Consider the following 18031-nt stretch of genomic DNA (forward strand, 5'->3'; position numbering starts at 1 on the left):
AATATAATGGGGTGAATAAATTATTATGGATAATAAAGAAAAATACATAAGTAATCAAAAAATCAATTCTAAAATCCTAAATAAAAAAAGAGGAGAAATATTATATTATTCTATAGATCAAGTATCTGACTTATTAAATGAAAGTATAGATAATATAAAATACTACACTAACATATTTGACGATATACTAAAAATCGAAATACTAGATAAAGAATTACGCTATAAAGATAATGATATAGATAAACTAGAACTTTTAATAAAACTAAAAAATAGAGGCATGTCAATAAAAGAAATATATGAATATTATAACAAATTACCTTTAAATGATAGTGAGCTTCAATATAGTGAAGGAAACTTATTATCTGTTGAAGAATTAATTGATTTAATTAAAGAAAATCAACAAATTCAACTAAATATTTTTAAAGACCAATTAATTAACGATTTACAAAATGTAAACTCCCTATATCTTAATAACATTAGTTCAATGATTATTGAATCTCAAAATAAAAAACTTAATGAACTTAAAAATGATTTATCTAAGGAAATTACAGAATACCTAACTGTTAAATTAGATAAAATCAATGAAGTTAATAATGATATACATAATAATATAATTAATGATGCTAAAGAGTTTATATCAACTAAAATTGATAATAAAAATGAAGAGTTAATAATTGATTTCAAAAATAATTTTGATGATTTTACTAAGCTATCTTCAAATAATAATGACCGTTTAATAAATGAAGTTAAATCCTTTAAAAGAGTTATGGAAGATGCTTATTATACTAAATGTGAAGTTGAAATGGAGGAAGATGCAAATAAAGGATTTTTTGCTAGACTATTTCAAGCATTAAAAGTTAATTAGTTACATTTTTATCTCAATGAAAATTATAGCTCTACAACATTTGTCGTAGAGCTTACATTTAATATTGTACTTTTTCAAATTTACATCTATCAATATTGTACATAGTTTACTATTTAAGTACATTTCTTATCTTTCTGGAAGAAAAACAGTTATTCTCGTACCTATTTCTTTCCTACTCAAGACGCTAAAATATCCATTGTGACTATCAATAATCCATTTAGCAATAGAGAGTCCAAGCCCTGTGCCACCATTTTTTCTAACCCTTGCAGTATCTGCTCTAAAAAAGCGTTCAAATATATGAACTACGTCATTTTCATCCATTCCTATTCCATTATCTTGAATTGAAAAATAAGGTTCATTATTATCATTTTTGCCACATTTTAATATTATCTCTTCACGTTTATCCGTGTATTTTGCTGCATTTTCTATTAATATTCTAGCTGTTTGTTTAAGTAAGGATATATCACCATAAACTTTTATATCTTCTGAATCTATATATGTGTATGTGTGATATTTATCTATCATTTGAGATTCTTCTAATACTTCTTTCATCATATCATTAAGTGAAAATCCTCTAAGTTTAAGTTGAGTTTTACCATTAATACCTCTAGCTAGAAATAACAACTGCTCTACTAAGTTTTTCATATTTTCTGATTCACTTTTTATAGCTACAATAGATTCTTCTAATACTTCTTCATCATCTTTTCCCCAACGATCTAGCATATTTGCATATCCTTGAATTACAGAAATAGGAGTTCTAAGCTCATGTGAAGCATCTGAAACAAACCTTGCTTGTTGTCTATAAGATTCTCTCATTCTATCTAATAAGTTATTAATTGCTTCCTCTAACCCCTGAAGTTCACTATCTCCAATATGAATTCTTTCATCAGATGCAATTGGACTAATCTTAGATATAGCATCTTCAAGACTATGAAATTTTTCTTCATCAAAAGCCATATCACTAAGTCTACTTGCAGTTTCTGCTATTTCATTAAGTGGTTTTAAAACTTTTCTATTTTTTGAAGTACCAAATATTATTTCATTTAATAGCATAATAAATTCTATGATTCCAATAACACTAATAGCTCTTATAACAAGATTTAAAAAAGTACTAGCTTCTTTAATCATGACCTTTCCATCATCAAAGACAACTTTATAAGTTGCTGTTTCTATAGGATAAAAGTTAAAAGACCTTTGAGCATTTTTTATAAATTCACCATAAAAACTTAATTCACTTTCAACACACCAAATACCAATAAATATAATAATTATAAATATATCAATTAAAATAAACTTAAAAAATAAATCTCTTATAAAAATGGAATTTAACTTTATTGCAATAGATGTAACATTTTTGTTTTTAATCTTTTTACTCATCCTTAATTACGTACCCCACACCACGAACTGTAGTTATTATTTTTACTTTAAACATATCATCTATTTTTGTTCTTAAATATCTTATATAAACATCTATAACATTTGTTTCTCCAATATAATCATATCCACATACCTTTTCCATAAGTGTATTTCTAGTTAGTACTATATTCTTGTTTTCCATTAATATTTGCAACAAAGTAAATTCTCTATTTGTAAGCTCTATTTCTGTACTATCATAAATTACCTTATACTTCATTTTGTCTAATGATAATAACCCACATCTTAATATGTCTTCATCCTTTTTTACTGTAACTATTCTCTTTTTAAGCGCTGTTCTTATTCTTGCAAGCAATTCTTCAATTGCAAATGGCTTAGTTATATAATCATCTGCACCTGCATCAAGGCCTGAAACTTTATCCATAACCGCATCTCTTGCAGTAAGCATTATAACTGGAATATCTGAAATTCTTCTAAGCCTTCTTAATACTTCAAGACCATTGATTTCTGGAAGCATTATATCAAGTAGGATTAAATCCATCTCACCTTTTTCTGCAATTTCAAGACCTGTTCTTCCATTATTAGCTTTTACTACTTCATATCCTTCATGTTTTAACTCAAGTTCAATAAACCTTGCTAGCTTTTCTTCATCTTCAACTATTAAAATCTTAGTCATTCTTAACACCCTTTTTAAACTTCTCTTTTATATCTTTTACATATTTTGAAATCTCATTTAGTATCTTATTAACTTTATCTGTATTGATACTATTTGCATAAACATAAAATTCTATATCAAAAAATAGTCCAACAATAATTAAAGGAATAATAATCCAAAACATAAAAAACGAAAGTAAAATCACTACTGTAAGTGGAATCTTTAAAAATATCTTGTTTGCCTTTTTTATCTCTAGGAAAATATTATTACATGTATCTATAAACTTACATATAGCTTCAAATATTCCTTGAAAACTGCTGTTAGTTTTATACTTATATTCTTCATTATTTCTAATAACTTGTATTTCTCCAGTATATCTTGTTTCATTAGTATAAAAAATGCTAACAGAAGGCTTTTCAACTTTTCCACTTTCCTCTAAGTACAATAAAGCATCTAATATATCCCAATTGCTATTTTCTAAAACTTTTTTAGCTTCCTCATAACTTATATTTGTTTTTTTTCTTAATTTCTCTACTAGCTTATGCTTATCCATAAATAAACCTCCATATCTATGGCATATAAAAATAACATATATTATTTAAATTTTACTATTTTACTTATGATAAGTATATTAATTTTTTAATAAATTGCACAATACTTTTACAAATAATAATCTCATAACCAATTTGATATTATTTCGAAATAAAAAATACCGTATATTCATTTCTTAATATACGGTATTTAGATAATTTTATAGTATAATCTATTTACTTTTTTCAAATGATAGTGCTACTTCGCCATCACCAATTATTGCTATTATTTTTTTTGGTGCAATATTACGGAGATAAAATCTAGTGTTATATGGTATTGAGCTAATAAATTGAATATTCATATCTTCATCAAGAATCATAATTTTAGTAGGAACTTGAGTAAGTAGTGTTACGCCTATATCAACATCAGTTGCATTATTAAATTTATGAAAACCCTCTGTATATGTTTTTGAAATAGTTGGTATAGGCTTATAATAATTAGATGTAGTACTTGCACTAACAATGTTAGGCAATGATATAAATAGTATTAGTGCTAAAAATATTGATTGCTAATGATAATTTAATTGGCAATTCAGAAATTATAAGATGTCATTATAAAAATCGGAAAGTTAATACATATCATTAAGTCTAATTATCATTCATTATTTCTCATAGCCTTCTTTAAAGTCCTTTTTAATAGTATCTGCTGATTCTGATGCTTTTTCAAAAACACTATTTACTCCATCATAATTAATATTAGCACCAGCTAATGAATATTTATATCCACAGAATAGTCCAATTACTAATAATACTATAGTTGGTGCAAATAAAAATACTAATAGAAGTATTGATACTGTTATTGATACTCTTATTGGCTTTTCATTATCTTTTTTTATTTCAAAAAAGTTCTCATTCCCCTTTTTTATAAATTTACCTATAAATTTAAATATTCTACCTATGATTTCTCCAATTCCACCATATCCTTCTTTATACCTTTTACTATTTTCATTTTTTTCTTGCTTTTGATCTTCTTCTTTAACTTCAATTATTGTAGTAGTTTCATTATTTTCTATTTTCCCATTTCTCTCTAGATATATAATAGTATCTACAACATCCCAGTTACATTTTTCCAAAGCATCTATTGCCTCTTCACGAGTTATCTTAGCTTTTGCAATTATAATTTCAATCATTTCATTTCTTTCCATTTGATTTACCTCCATGTATTTATTAATCATTCATCATGGTTATATAATACTTTGGAAAGATTAATCTAAAATATAAGAAAGATTAAAATTAGATTAAAAAATTAAAATAATTATCACTAAAAATTAATTGAAAAGCTACATAATATTATCTTTAGTCTATTTTCATTAATAACCCTTCTTTATTTAATATAGGTCTTAATACATTATATATAATTACTACTACTATTGTAGAAACTATTGCATTTACCAATGTAGTAACTGCACTTATTTTAGCTAAAATAGCTGCTGCATCTTGTGGTTGTCCCAATATAAATTGTTTATAAAAAAATCCAACTATAGGGTCTGCTACTACATTAAAAACCAACCCACCAACAGATGCAATAATGCTCCACTTAAAAATATACTTTTTATCATTATTTTCACTAATTTTTGCAATTCTATGTGCAATTAATCCAGTTATCAATCCAATACACAATTTTAAAATGAATGTTTTTGGTGCTACCATTATATATACAGGATCCAACAAATCTGCAATAGTCATCCCTATTGCTCCTGCTAGTCCTCCATACCATCCACCAAGTAATAATGCAGCTAAGACACAAAATGCATTCCCAATATGAAGTGAAGTTGTATTTCCTCCCGGGATTGGTATTTTAATTTGTAAATAAGTAAATGATACAAAACATAATGCTGCTAATAATGCTGTTTGATTTAATTTTTTTATTCTTGTTTGTTTATTCAAAACAACCGCCCCTTTACTGGTAAAACTTACTATAAATTTTACACTTTCTAATCTTAAAATCAATTTTATCGATACAATACTGCAATCACTTATATATTTATTTTTTTTATTATAAATAAATATTATTATTTGGTTTATTATAAATTTTGAAATAATAATGTACAGGATAACCAATATTTTTATGTAATTATTGAAAATATAATAACAAGGGCTATTTTTCAATAGCCCCACTTATTTTTAATTTACTTTTTAATTTACTTTTTAACTTAATTGCTTAAATATCTAAACTCTATACTTGTTAGAAGTAATGCACCAGCAAAGTCATTATTGTTTGGAATACGTGCAACACTTAAAAGAGCAAAATCTTCTGCTCTAATAATATCATTTAATTCAAATTCTAATACATAATGATTATATTGAAAATTTCCTGGTGAGTTTTGTATTGGAATATTAACTCTATTCATAGTCCTTAAATTTGCTATATTTACTACTCCATTAACTCTAGTAAATAATGATGACAACCTTATTGCAAACCTATTTCCAATTGAAGTATTTGAATTATCGGTTAATAAATGAACAAACACCCTAGTTCTTGAAGACCTAATAGCATCCCTCGGAACGCTAAAAGTTAGTGAATACTCATTTGTATCACCTTGAGGAAGAAGCCATCCTAATATTCTAATACTAGAAGTAGCACTTCCTAGAGGTACAGTGTCAGGTGAAGTTTCTTCAGCATCATTAATTGTTCCAGCATTGAATATTAATGATTTGAATTCTAGTTTATTATTAAAACAATAATCATTTAACATCTTGAATCACCTCAAAATTATATAAAAGCTTTGTAATATAGTGTATTACAAATATATAATTATGTTACTAAAATATTAATTCATTTATATATTCTTCTAATTTTTTATTTCTGTATAATAGTACCACAAATAATATCCTCTAAAGAATTAAAAATCTCCATCATAATCCATCTATAGTAAGTTAACCTATTCATAAATAAAGGAAGTCGCGAAACGCGACTTCCTTTACTTTGACCTTTACTCTATAGATTTTAATGCATCTACCATATTTACTTTTTTTAGTTTTATATGCATCATTATCATAACTAATATTGCAAAAAACATTGTAATTAATCCAGCAATTATATAGCCACTTATATTTACAGTTGGTATCATCATCATATTATCCATTTCTGCCGTACTTACTAAGAATACATATAGTATTTTACCAAGGACTGTACCTAAAAGTATTCCTAATATAGTAAGTATTATGTTTTCTCTAAATATATACATTGCTACTTCACTATCATAAAAACCTAATACCTTTATTGTAGATATTTCTCTTATACGTTCAGATACATTTATATTTATTAAGTTATATAATACAACAAATGCTAAACTTCCTGAAGCTACTATTATTACTATCATAACTAATCCTAAATCAGCAGATTCACTTAAACTCTTCATCTTTGAGGCAAGTGTAACATTTATTACTTTATCATTATCCATAAGAGTAGTAGATACTTTATCATCATCTTCTCTTTCTGAATTTAAATTTAATAATTGCGCATTATATATTAGCTCACTATTAAATACTTCTTTATAATAGTCTGGTGATAAATACATATAGTGTCCAGCATAATTTTCTACTATATTATCTACCTTAACTTCATAATCATTATTTTTTGAATCTGTTACAATTATATTATCACCTACAGATGCATCTAAAATTTTTGCTAGTTTTTCATTTATAATTACTCCACTATTTGATAATTTGTACTCAATACCACTTTCCCTATCATTTAATAATATATACTTATTTAATTCATCTGTATTTTCTGGTACATAAATAGTGGCAGTTTGCTTGCTTACACCTTCTTTGCTAAAAGTAACTGAATCTTGATAAATGTTTAAGCTACTTTCATATCCTCTTAAGTTATTTAAAGACTCATTATATTCTTCATTTTCTTTTTCAATATTCTTGTCATTAAATATTACCATAGCATCATATTTAATTAATTTACCAAACTGAATACCCATGACTGAAGAATTAGATTTTTCAAGGGCTAATCCTGCAACAAGCATAGCCATGCATCCTGATATACCAAGTATTGTCATTAACATCCTTTGTTTATATCTAAAAAGATTCCTGAAAGTAACCTTTTGATTAAAGTTTAATCTTTTCCATAATGGTGTAATTCTTTCTAATAATATCTTCTTACCAACCTTTGGAGCTTTTATTCTCATCAAGTTAGAAGGACTATCTATTAATTCTCCTTTTAATACAATTAAAGCTGCTCCTACTGTACAAACTATTGAAGCTACTAAAGATTGAATTATATAAGATGGATAAAAATATATATTTACATTTGGTAAAGTAAATGAAGCTGAATACGCTTGGCTAACTATATACGGAAGCATGCTACTTCCAATTGCTATACCAAGAATACTTCCTATAATACTAGCTAATGCTGCATAAACTACAAACTTTTTAGCTATTTCTAAATCTCTATATCCTAAAGCTTTTAGTGTTCCTATTTCTACTCTATTTTCTTCTACCATTCTAGTCATTGTAGTTAAGCATATAAGTGCTGCAACTAAGAAGAAAAACACAGGAAATACTAAAGCTATCTTATCTAAGCTATCAATTGAACCTTTATAAGTTGTATAACCAGGATTATCCTCCCTATCAAAGAAATAATATTTGCTATCATCTAAATCATTTAGTTTTTCCTTTTCCTTATCTATTTCTTTTCGTCCATCTATTAGCTTTTCTCTATTTTCTGCAATTTCTTTTTCTCCATCAAGAAGTTTTTGTTCTGAATCCTCAAGCTCTTTCTTAGCCTTATCAAGCTCTAACTGACCTTGAGTTTTCCCTTCTTCAAGATCTGCTTTTCCTTTTATAATTTCTTCTTGTCCTTTATCTAATTGCTTTTCGGCTTCTTCAAGTTTTATCTTACCTTCATTAAATACTTTAACTTGCTCTTCATAAGCAGTTACTCCTTGCTGATACTTAGTTATTCCCGCCACTAAAGTATCTAATTTGGATTTATTTTCACTTACAGTTTTACTAGCTTCTTCTATAGCATTAGAAATATTAAGTGCTAGAGAAATATTTTCTGGATTTTGTTCTAAAGCATTTACTAAATCATTTAAAGCAGTTAATCCTAAGCCTTGGTTAGATATAATTCTTTTCCAATATTGAATTTTCTCATTTGGAATTCTATCACCATCTTTTAGATTGCTTGTTGTTTCTTTTATATTATTTGAAAGTTCATCATATGTTTTAATTAACATATTTAATCCTTCTATTTGATTCTCATATTCTTTTGTACTTTTAGTAGGATCAATTCCTTTATTTAAAAATTCCTGCTTTGCATTATCAAGTTCAACTTTAGCTGACTGAAGCTTTATTTCTCCATTTGAAAATTGTTCTTTTTGCTTATCTAATTCATTTTGTCCATCAACTAATTGCTTTTCACCTTCAATTAGTTTTAATTCACCATCTTTAATTTCTTGATTATATTTTTCTACAGCTTCTCTATATTGATTTTTCCCGTCAATAAGTTGAATCTTCCCATCATCTATTTCTTTTTGAGCATCTTCAAGCTTTATTTCACCATCTTCTATTTCTTTATAAGCTTTATCAAACTCTTTTTGTGCTTCTGATTTTATTTCTTCAACTCTTTCTATAGCTCTATTTGAATATAAATCTTCAAGATACTTATTATTTTCTTCCATCTTTTCTTTATATTCATCACTATATGAGCCAAGACTTTCTACATTTTTAAATCGTACATATATTTCAGTATATACATCCATTGATATATCACTACTATTTAAAATTGCAAAATAATCAATACTTCCTTTTCCAACAGTAGTTGTCCCTCTAGATATATTTTCTATATACATAGGACTTTGAACAAATCCAACTATCTTAAAAGTTTTCTTACTAAAATACTCATCTAAGTTTATATCAGATTCTATTGTATAATTATCGCCTATTTTTATATTTTCATTTTCCTTTAAAGCATTTTTATCTAAAGCTATTTCTCCACTATTTTCAGGTAACTTACCTTCTATAACAATAGGATTATTCATATTAATAGAATCATTAGGATTATACTCCATAAATCTAACAACATTATTTGTATTAGTTAAATTTACATCTATGCTATGTGTTGCATAATAATCTAAAATTTTATCGTTATTTTCAAGTAACTTTAAATCATTATCATTAAGACCTATACTAGATACTATCTTACTATCCATTAATTTTTGCTGATTAAAAAATTCATTTATAGAATCTTTTAAGTCTGGACCAGCTGATTTTATTCCAGAATAAACAGCTACGCCTAAAAATATTATTGCTAATATTGAAATAAACCTTGCTTTTGAAGATAGTATTTCTCTTGTTATTGATTTTTTATATGCTATATTTTTCATCCTTATCCTCTACCACTCTATAGAATCAACTGAAACAGGATTTTCGTTTACTTCTATGCTTCTAACCTTTGCATCTTTTATTTTTATAACTCTATCTGCAATTGGTGCAAGAGCTGAATTATGTGTTATAACAATTACTGTTGTTCCTGTATTTTTACATGTATCTTGCAGAGTCTTTAAAATCTGCTTTCCTGTTTTATAGTCAAGGGCACCAGTTGGCTCATCACATAAAAGTAATTTAGGATTTTTAGCTATGGCTCTTGCTATAGATACTCTTTGCTGTTCCCCTCCTGATAATTGAGATGGAAAATTACCTTTTCTATGACCAAGTCCAACTAACTCAAGAGTTTTATCAACATCTAAAGCATTTTTTGTAATTTGTGTAGCAAGTTCCACATTTTCCTTTGCAGTTAAATTTTGAACTAAATTATAAAACTGAAATACAAACCCTACATCATATCTTCTGTAATTTGTAAGCTGTTTATTATTGAACTTTGATATATCAACATCATCAATAATTACCTTACCTTCATCACAAGTATCCATTCCTCCAAGAATATTTAATACAGTTGTTTTCCCAGCACCACTTGGTCCTAAAATAATAACAAACTCTCCTTTTTCTATTGAAAAATCAATTCCATTGTTTGCAATAATAGTGTTTTCTCCAATTTTGTATCTCTTATATTCGTCTCTTATTTCTATATATGACATCTCTCTCTCCCTTATCTTTATCTACTCAAAATACTCAACGTTATTAAATAGACACCTTGTTTGGTTAATGCTATAATTAAGTATAAATAATATATACTCTAATTACAATAATCACATATTTTTCTAATGTTATTAAATATACATTTTGATTGTTTTTGTTGATTTATTAACATATAATTAAAACTTTTAAATAAATACATAAAAGGATGGGTTAAATGGCAGGAATTAAAGGAAACAGAAGAACCTTATATACTAAAAAAATAATAAAAGAAAGTTTAATTGATTTACTTCAACATAAAAAAATTCATGAAATTACAGTTACTGATATCTGTAAAAAATCAGATATTAATAGGGGAACTTTTTACACTCATTATAAAGATTCTTATGATTTACTTAAATCAATAGAAGATGAGATATTTAATCAAATATCCATATATATTGAGGAAACCCCTGTAGAAGATTACAAAGAAGTTTTATTACTCAAAGCCCTTGAATTGATTTACGAGAATAAAGATTTATGCAAAATATTATTCAGTAAACAAATGGAGACTAACATTATGGATCGTATTATTTACGTGACAAGCAAATCTGAAATTGATAAGCTGGTTGGAAGTGCAAATATTGATGCTGCGTTTTTAGATTATTTTATAAAATATACTGTAGGAGGAGTTGTTTCAGTTATTCAAACGTGGTTAGAAAATGATTTAAAGGAACACCCAAAAGAAATATCTAAAATTATAAATGATATTATTTCATTTCATCCTTAATTTTAATAAAAAACATAATCTTATTTTAGATAAGTGCATTAAAATATAAAATACTCATACCAATTTGATATGAGTATTTTATAGGGTATTTAGAAATTAAATATTAACTAAACACTTATTTTGATAATAACGAAATATATTCGTTTTTAGGAACAGGCTTAGAAAAATAATATCCTTGAGCAACAAAACAATTATTTGCTATCAAAAATTCAACTTGTTCTTGAGTTTCAATTCCTTCCGCAATAATTTTCATATTTAATTTTTTTGCCATATCTATCGTAGATTTTATAATAATATCCATCTTAGGATTTCCTATATTATCTATAAATGATTTATCAAGTTTTAAAGTATCAAAACTTGATCTTGATATTGAACTAAGTGCAGAAATCCCTGTACCATAATCATCCATTTCTACTTTAAACCCCAACTTATGCAATTCATCAACAATACTATTTAATTTATCATTATTATTAATAAATACGCTTTCTGTTATTTCAAAAGCAATTTTAGATGAATCTATATCATATTTTTCTAACAAAGCTTCAATTCTTTCTACAATTCCCTGATATTCAAGATGCATCCTTGATAAATTAACAGAAATCGGATGAATTTGATATCCTAAATAACTCATTTCCTTAATATCTTTGCATACTTTTCTTATAACTTCCTCATCTAGTTGAATAATTTGTCCATTATTTTCAAACACAGGTATGAATTTAGCAGGAGATATTAAAGAACCATCTTTTTTTCTCCATCTTATCAATGCTTCTGCTCCACAGATTTTCTTATTTCTCATATCATATTTTGGCTGATACCAAACTTCAAATTCATCATTTTTCAAAGCTTCTGAAAACTCAGATTCTATTCTTTTATTGTCTATTATAGTTCTTTTATTTTGCTCATCAAAAAACTTATAACTTTGATTCATTTTATCTTTTATCTCTCTTTTTGCCATAAGAGCGTTACTATATACACTATGCAGACTCTCAGAGTTATCTAAAGAACATATACCCATAGATATTTTTATAGGTATTACTTCATTTCTTTCAATATCCGTTTTAATTCTATAATCAAGCATATTTAATTTTTTAATTATTTCTTCTTTGTCATCATGATATAGAATTCCTATAAACGCGTCTGCCTTATCCTTATATAACTCATCATTAGGTAGCACTTCCTTAAATATTCTAACAATATATTTTAAAACATCATCTCCTATATCAGTTCCATGCATTATATTTATAACATTAAACTTATCTATATCAAAAACCACTAATGATTTATTTTTTCTATCAATCTGCTTCATATTTTCAAAATGCAATCTCAAACATTGATAATTTCTTTCTTTTGTCAATTCATCTATAAAGATAAGATAAGAAATCTTCTTTTGATATTTGTTATAAGATAAAATAAATATTCCAGCAGCCAAAATAAACGTAATATAAAATAATGCACTCTCTATATGAATACCTCTAAATATTATATCCGCATTTTGATATACACGCCTATTAGGTACATAAGATATTAAATACCAATCATTTATATTAAGAGGCTCATAATATATCAAATAATCTTCTTCCTCATAATTATAACTAATAAATCCACTTTCTTCTCTTGAAACATTTTCTTGAACTACTTTATATAATTCTGAATCCTCTACTTTTAACTTATGAAAGACATTGAAATCCCTATCATATATTTTATTAGGATTAGAAACAAGATTTCCTAATTTATCAACTACAACGCTTTTTCCTTCTCCATTAAAAGAATCGATATTTAAAATATTATAAAAATCTTCAGATTTATATGTAGCTGTTAATATCATCTCTACATCATTTCCATTGTAAATTGGAAATGTAAATATATTTAACATAAATTGTTTATCTTCACTAAAATAACTTTTAGATACGCCCGCAATCCCATTCATTCCATTTTTGTAATAATCATATTTACTTAAGTCTAATACTTCACCTAAAGTCGTATAGCAAATACCGCCTTTGTTAATAATACCCATATTGTAAAACCCATAAGATTTACTATAAATTTTTAAATTCTCAACTATATTCAAAATTTTATTACTATTAATATCTTCTATACTTTTCGCTAAAGATTCTAATACTTTTTGTTTTGCTTCAATTTCTGCCTGCATTGCTATAACATTTTGTGAAGAAACATTTTTAAGTTTTGCCCTAGCCTCTTTATCAATCAAATCACTTAAACGTCTATTGTGATATCTAAATAAAAATACTCCTATAATTAAAATTAAAATAAACACTATACATATTGATATAGATAATCCTTTTTTATATTTGTTATTAAACTTTGCTACACTTATCATAAAATTTTGCTCTCCATACCAAATTCTTATTTTTAAGATTAAATTCTCTTTATAAAAAGAGTTTTCAAAATATATCTACTCATTTATCAACCATTTTATAACCTATATCAATACCATTTTTACACTTTTGTATACTTTTTTTTGTTATTAATGAATTCATCCTAATTATCTTATTAACTTTATCTTTATAAAAAATAAGCTAGATGAAGTAATTCTCACCTCATCTAGCTTATCTATCTAATAACGATACTTATATTTTTTTAAAGTTTCATTTCATGATAATCTTCATTATCACAAGTAATATTTTCTGCTACATCTGGTAGTCCTATTGTAAATCTACTACCTTTATTAGGTTCCCTTTCAAGTTTAACATAACCACCATGAAGTTCTGCTATATGTTTAACAAGGGTAAGTCCAATACCACTACTACTTGCCTTCGTAACACCAGTTCCCTCAACTTGTGAAAATCTTTGGAATATAAACTCTTGATCTTCTTTTGATATTCCTATTCCTGTATCCTCTATAGTAATCTCAATATTATTTTCAACCTCTTTAATAAATACTCGGATTTTCCCACCTTCTGGAGTAAACTTAACTGCGTTTCCTAATAAGTTAATTACACATCTTTCTATTTCAGTATCATCAAAAGAAATAATTTTTTTCTTCCATATCTGGGTCAATTATAAGAGATAGCCCTTTGTCTTCTATGAACTTACTCATATTAAGTGCAGCTTCTTCAACTACATATACTATATCATTATTTGTTTTATTAATTTTATACTGGCCTGTCTCTATTTTTGAACTATCTATAATATCATTTATTATTTTTAATAAATTGCCACAGCTTTTATTTATAATATTCATATATTTATTAGATCTCTCTTGTGTTAATGATTTATCTCGATTTTTTGATCTACTAATTTTTTTAGTATTTTAACATAATTTAATATATAAAAAGCTATTAATATTATTAAAATTAAGTATATTAAATAAGCTAATGGACTTTTCCAAATTGGTTTTTTAACTCTTATATTCATACTTGCCTCTTCAGTTAATTCCCCATGCCCATCTCTAGCTCTTAATTTCAAAGTATATTTACCGGGTTCTAAGGATTTAAAATATAAATTACTTGTAGATTCTATATATGACCAATCAGAATCAACTCCTTTAAGCATATATTCATAAGTTATTTGATTTAATCTTTCATAGTTAGGCAAGAAATAATTAATATATAAATCTCTATTTTTATATTTTATAAACTAATTCATTTCCATCATAAATAGCTTTATTTTTGCCAATATACATATCACCAACTACAACTTTATTGTTAGATCCCTTAGGAGAAACTATATCCTTAGGATTAAAATATACTACGCCATTTGTACTTCCAAAAATCATAAATCCACTTTCAAGCTTTATACCTGAATTTAAATTAAATTGATAGCCGCTTAATCCATCTAACTTAGTAAAGCTTTCTTTTTCTATATCAAACTTATTTAACCCTTTATTTGTGCTTATCCAAACACTATTGTTATCATCAAATAAAATCGAATTTATAAAGTTATTTGTTAATCCATTAGCTGTTGTGTATTGAGTAATTTGATTTGTTTCTATATCAAATTTGATAAGTCCTATATTTGTCCCTATCCACATTTTTCCTTCCCTATCAAATGCCATACAATTTATATATTTATCTATTAAGGAATTCCCATAGGAACAATCATTGCAATATTGCTCTATAACTCCATTTTTCTTATGATACTTTATTAAGCCTGTATCAACTCCACCTAACCAAAGAATATCTTTATCTTTATAATCTGGCAATATATAGTTTATGCGTCCAGGATTTATATTAAATTTTATTAAATTATCACTATGATATATTTTTTTTCCAGTATTAAGATCACAACTAAAAAAATTAAATGTGGACGCAACCCAAACAATATCTCCATCACTATATACATAATTTAACTCGGAAGCATAACCGTCTTCAACCAGATGTAGTTTACTTAACAACTTTTCTGTATCAAATGATATTGTTCCATTATTAGTTGTAACAATAATATACCTGTCATTTATCTTAAATAAACTCTTTATATATTTATCTTTTAAGCTTATCTCATCATTAATTTCATATATTGACTTTAATAATTTACCAGTAGGATATTCAAATATATATATTCCATTATATTTAGTTGCTACCCATATTTTCCCCTTATTCTCAAGTATAGATACTATACTTTTATCCCCTAAATTCACTTGATCTAATATGTAATTGAATTGATTATTAGTATTTAATATATTCACACCTTTATCTGTTCCAATCCATATTGTTCCATTAAAATCTTCATAAAAGCATGTTATAACATTACTTGTAAGAGATGAAGATACACTTACATTTTTTCTTAATATATCCACATTATTTCTCTCAGGTGAATACACTACTATCCCATTATTGCTAGCCGTCCATATATTATCCTTACTATCATTCATAACAAAATAGTTGCTATTAATTTTTCCTATATCAATAGAGCAATTATAAACGGTCTTTATCTCTTATTCTTCAATATTATATTGCTTTATTCCATCAAAATCTACTACCCATATTACTCCTATTTCTTCTGATTTTATATCACACATAATAGTACTATCTTTTATAGAAATCCATACTCTTCCTAAATTATCAATCTCTATATTATAAATATACAATTTATCCGAGTGAATTTTATATTTGTTAACAAATATATTTAAATTTTCGTCTATGATATTTACTCCATATTTTGTACCAACCCATACCTCCCCCTCTTCTCCTTCTACTAAACAAGTTATTGATGAGTTAGTTAAAGATTTTTCATTATTTTTATCATAATAGAATGCTTTAATATCATTACTTTCAAGATTTATTTGCATTAATCCATATTCCGTACCACCCCACATAATATTGTCATTATAGCTACTTTTTAATAACGATGTAATCTTTAATTTACCTAAATTATATTTATCTTCTGGTAAATCCTTCATTCTTACTATAGTATCTTTGTCCCTAATTAAGAAATCTAATCCATGGTCTGTAGCTATCCACATATTCCCATATTTATCTTCTTCTATGCCCATTATATATGTGGAACTTAAAGTATTTTCATCTTCATAACTACAGTTATATATCTTTATAAATTCGCCATCATACCTATTAAGACCATCTACTGTGCCTATCCACATATATCCCCTGCTATCCTGAAATATTGTTGTTACATACTCATTAGAAAGCCCTTCATCAATAGATAAACTTTCAAACTGTTCTCTTATTAATATTTCTGCTGATACTTTTATATTGATTAAGTTACTAATTAAAGTTATTATTAAAATAAATATCAGCAATTTACATTTTAACAATGTTAACTTCATTAAATTATTACCTCACATTTCCGAAACATCATTTATTTTTAATATAATTTCAATTATAAAATAACCAATTATATACCTAATAATAACATTTTTCTTATATAATTTCATCCAACTACATCAATTATTAACACAAAAATACATTTTGTTATTTTTTTCGACATTATTATCCTTGTGTTAATTGTTATCTCTATTTATTTTTATTCCTTACATAACTAAACATTCTAGCCCTTTCGATTCTGATATAAAAGCCTTATCTTTAATAAATTTAATTTCATATTTATTTTTTCCTGATTTAACATGCTCTAAGATTCTTTTTTCATTATTAAACTTTAACAAGAGCTAAAAATTTTCTAATAAATTTTATCGTTATAAATTACGCAAATAACTTATTGATTTATATTAATTATGCTATAATATTTCTAAACTTTTTATGTTAGGGGGTGTTTTTTTATGAAGGTTAGTAATACATTCAGCCTTAAGTCAGTTTGCTCTTTGCAAGGATTACAAAAGTCAGCTATGCTTTGTTTGGAGCCTAAACTGTTTAATTAGCTGAAAGTTCTATACTTTTTAGGTTCTGTAACACATAGCTTAATTGTATTCTTTGCCTTAATTCTTTATAAAAAATTAAGGAGTAAGAAAAATGAAATACGCAAAAGCAAATGATGTGTTACCAGATGAAATAATTGAACTAATACAAAAATATGTAGATGGAAAATATCTTTATATTCCTAAAAAAAGTGCTACTCATAAATCCTGGGGTGAAGAAAGTGGCATAAAAGCCTCATTAAAAATTAGAAATACTGAAATTTATGAAAAGCATCTCAACGGTTGTAGTATTAATAAATTATGTGAGGAATACTTTTTATCAGAAAAAAGTATTAGAAGGATAATTTATAAGCAAAAAAATTGCTCATAGTTATTGCAGAATCATTTAATAGCTTGAATATGTCTTATAACCACTTTATCCTTATATTTATAAAATAAG

Annotated in this window: 18 protein-coding genes; 3 read left to right on the forward strand and 15 right to left on the reverse strand. The window is 25.9% G+C overall.

Annotation, left to right across the window (positions count from 1 at the left end; genetic code table 11):
• Positions 1 to 25 precede the first annotated feature (25 nt).
• A complete protein-coding gene (locus NSA50_RS08985) occupies positions 26 to 865 on the forward strand; it encodes a helix-turn-helix domain-containing protein (protein ID WP_195429829.1) in 840 nt (279 codons plus the stop codon).
• A gap of 126 nt (positions 866 to 991) precedes the next feature.
• Here the strand turns inward: NSA50_RS08985 and NSA50_RS08990 are convergent, their stop codons facing one another.
• The 9 genes from NSA50_RS08990 to NSA50_RS09030 all read right to left on the reverse strand — a co-directional run bounded on the left by NSA50_RS08990 (position 992) and on the right by NSA50_RS09030 (position 10536).
• Positions 992 to 2242, reverse strand: a complete 1251-nt coding sequence (locus tag NSA50_RS08990) for a sensor histidine kinase (RefSeq protein WP_195429832.1) — start codon at positions 2240 to 2242, stop codon at positions 992 to 994.
• Entirely contained in the window at positions 2235 to 2915 is a 681-nt protein-coding gene (locus NSA50_RS08995) for a response regulator transcription factor (protein ID WP_195429833.1), read from the reverse strand. The genes NSA50_RS08990 and NSA50_RS08995 overlap by 8 nt, the downstream gene beginning before the upstream one ends.
• Complete coding sequence (locus tag NSA50_RS09000) at positions 2908 to 3447, reverse strand: UBA domain-containing protein (RefSeq protein ID WP_195262921.1); 540 nt, start codon at positions 3445 to 3447, stop codon at positions 2908 to 2910. The genes NSA50_RS08995 and NSA50_RS09000 overlap by 8 nt, the downstream gene beginning before the upstream one ends.
• A gap of 210 nt (positions 3448 to 3657) precedes the next feature.
• On the reverse strand, positions 3658 to 3957 hold the full coding sequence (locus NSA50_RS09005; RefSeq protein ID WP_207733748.1) for a hypothetical protein: 300 nt from the start codon (positions 3955 to 3957) through the stop codon (positions 3658 to 3660).
• A 129-nt stretch (positions 3958 to 4086) separates the two neighbouring features.
• Positions 4087 to 4629 carry a UBA domain-containing protein gene (locus NSA50_RS09010; RefSeq protein WP_195262920.1) on the reverse strand — a complete coding sequence of 181 codons (543 nt, stop codon included), beginning with the start codon at positions 4627 to 4629 and terminating at the stop codon, positions 4087 to 4089.
• Positions 4630 to 4780: 151 nt separating this feature from the next.
• Complete coding sequence (locus NSA50_RS09015) at positions 4781 to 5371, reverse strand: ECF transporter S component (protein WP_243241960.1); 591 nt, start codon at positions 5369 to 5371, stop codon at positions 4781 to 4783.
• Positions 5372 to 5637: 266 nt separating this feature from the next.
• Positions 5638 to 6180 carry a hypothetical protein gene (locus NSA50_RS09020; RefSeq protein WP_257444523.1) on the reverse strand — a complete coding sequence of 181 codons (543 nt, stop codon included), beginning with the start codon at positions 6178 to 6180 and terminating at the stop codon, positions 5638 to 5640.
• Between the two features lie 237 nt (positions 6181 to 6417).
• Positions 6418 to 9825 (reverse strand): FtsX-like permease family protein, encoded by a 3408-nt coding sequence (locus NSA50_RS09025; RefSeq protein ID WP_257444525.1) that lies wholly within the window; start codon positions 9823 to 9825, stop codon positions 6418 to 6420.
• Between the two features lie 9 nt (positions 9826 to 9834).
• Positions 9835 to 10536, reverse strand: a complete 702-nt coding sequence (locus NSA50_RS09030) for an ABC transporter ATP-binding protein (protein ID WP_257444527.1) — start codon at positions 10534 to 10536, stop codon at positions 9835 to 9837.
• 215 nt (positions 10537 to 10751) lie between these two features.
• On the opposite strand from NSA50_RS09030, the gene NSA50_RS09035 reads away from it, so the two are divergent.
• Positions 10752 to 11303, forward strand: coding sequence for a TetR/AcrR family transcriptional regulator (locus tag NSA50_RS09035; protein ID WP_257444529.1), 552 nt, complete (start codon positions 10752 to 10754; stop codon positions 11301 to 11303).
• A gap of 115 nt (positions 11304 to 11418) precedes the next feature.
• Here the strand turns inward: NSA50_RS09035 and NSA50_RS09040 are convergent, their stop codons facing one another.
• The 6 genes from NSA50_RS09040 to NSA50_RS09065 form a co-directional block, all read right to left on the reverse strand.
• Positions 11419 to 13641, reverse strand: coding sequence for a bifunctional diguanylate cyclase/phosphodiesterase (locus NSA50_RS09040; protein WP_257444531.1), 2223 nt, complete (start codon positions 13639 to 13641; stop codon positions 11419 to 11421).
• A 260-nt stretch (positions 13642 to 13901) separates the two neighbouring features.
• Entirely contained in the window at positions 13902 to 14321 is a 420-nt protein-coding gene (locus NSA50_RS09045; RefSeq protein WP_257444533.1) for a sensor histidine kinase, read from the reverse strand.
• A complete protein-coding gene (locus NSA50_RS09050; RefSeq protein WP_257444534.1) occupies positions 14284 to 14505 on the reverse strand; it encodes a hypothetical protein in 222 nt (73 codons plus the stop codon). The genes NSA50_RS09045 and NSA50_RS09050 overlap by 38 nt, the downstream gene beginning before the upstream one ends.
• Positions 14506 to 14528: 23 nt before the next feature.
• Entirely contained in the window at positions 14529 to 14858 is a 330-nt protein-coding gene (locus NSA50_RS09055) for a triple tyrosine motif-containing protein (protein ID WP_257444544.1), read from the reverse strand.
• Between the two features lie 28 nt (positions 14859 to 14886).
• The gene (locus NSA50_RS09060) at positions 14887 to 16134 is read right to left on the reverse strand and encodes a ligand-binding sensor domain-containing protein (protein ID WP_257444547.1); all 1248 of its coding nucleotides are present in this window, start codon (positions 16132 to 16134) and stop codon (positions 14887 to 14889) included.
• Positions 16135 to 16197: 63 nt separating this feature from the next.
• Positions 16198 to 17046, reverse strand: coding sequence for a ligand-binding sensor domain-containing protein (locus NSA50_RS09065; RefSeq protein ID WP_257444549.1), 849 nt, complete (start codon positions 17044 to 17046; stop codon positions 16198 to 16200).
• A gap of 640 nt (positions 17047 to 17686) precedes the next feature.
• Between NSA50_RS09065 and NSA50_RS09070 the strand changes: the two genes are divergently transcribed.
• The gene (locus NSA50_RS09070) at positions 17687 to 17962 is read left to right on the forward strand and encodes a CD3324 family protein (protein ID WP_257444551.1); all 276 of its coding nucleotides are present in this window, start codon (positions 17687 to 17689) and stop codon (positions 17960 to 17962) included.
• The last annotated feature ends 69 nt before the right edge of the window (positions 17963 to 18031 follow it).

The organism is Clostridium mucosae, from assembly GCF_024622765.1.
GTDB lineage: Bacteria > Bacillota > Clostridia > Clostridiales > Clostridiaceae > Clostridium.

Excerpts from the sequence above, each read along its gene's own strand:
- NSA50_RS08985 (WP_195429829.1), top strand. The coding sequence starts at position 26 with ATGGATAATAAAGAAAAATACATAAGTAATCAAAAAATCAATTCTAAA.
- NSA50_RS08990 (WP_195429832.1), bottom strand. The coding sequence starts at position 2,242 with ATGAGTAAAAAGATTAAAAACAAAAATGTTACATCTATTGCAATAAAG.
- NSA50_RS08995 (WP_195429833.1), bottom strand. The coding sequence starts at position 2,915 with ATGACTAAGATTTTAATAGTTGAAGATGAAGAAAAGCTAGCAAGGTTT.
- NSA50_RS09000 (WP_195262921.1), bottom strand. The coding sequence starts at position 3,447 with ATGGATAAGCATAAGCTAGTAGAGAAATTAAGAAAAAAAACAAATATA.
- NSA50_RS09010 (WP_195262920.1), bottom strand. The coding sequence starts at position 4,629 with ATGGAAAGAAATGAAATGATTGAAATTATAATTGCAAAAGCTAAGATA.
- NSA50_RS09020 (WP_257444523.1), bottom strand. The coding sequence starts at position 6,180 with ATGTTAAATGATTATTGTTTTAATAATAAACTAGAATTCAAATCATTA.
- NSA50_RS09025 (WP_257444525.1), bottom strand. The coding sequence starts at position 9,825 with ATGAAAAATATAGCATATAAAAAATCAATAACAAGAGAAATACTATCT.
- NSA50_RS09030 (WP_257444527.1), bottom strand. The coding sequence starts at position 10,536 with ATGTCATATATAGAAATAAGAGACGAATATAAGAGATACAAAATTGGA.
- NSA50_RS09035 (WP_257444529.1), top strand. The coding sequence starts at position 10,752 with ATGGCAGGAATTAAAGGAAACAGAAGAACCTTATATACTAAAAAAATA.
- NSA50_RS09040 (WP_257444531.1), bottom strand. The coding sequence starts at position 13,641 with ATGATAAGTGTAGCAAAGTTTAATAACAAATATAAAAAAGGATTATCT.
- NSA50_RS09050 (WP_257444534.1), bottom strand. The coding sequence starts at position 14,505 with ATGAATATTATAAATAAAAGCTGTGGCAATTTATTAAAAATAATAAAT.
- NSA50_RS09060 (WP_257444547.1), bottom strand. The coding sequence starts at position 16,134 with ATGAATGATAGTAAGGATAATATATGGACGGCTAGCAATAATGGGATA.
- NSA50_RS09065 (WP_257444549.1), bottom strand. The coding sequence starts at position 17,046 with ATGAAGTTAACATTGTTAAAATGTAAATTGCTGATATTTATTTTAATA.
- NSA50_RS09070 (WP_257444551.1), top strand. The coding sequence starts at position 17,687 with ATGAAATACGCAAAAGCAAATGATGTGTTACCAGATGAAATAATTGAA.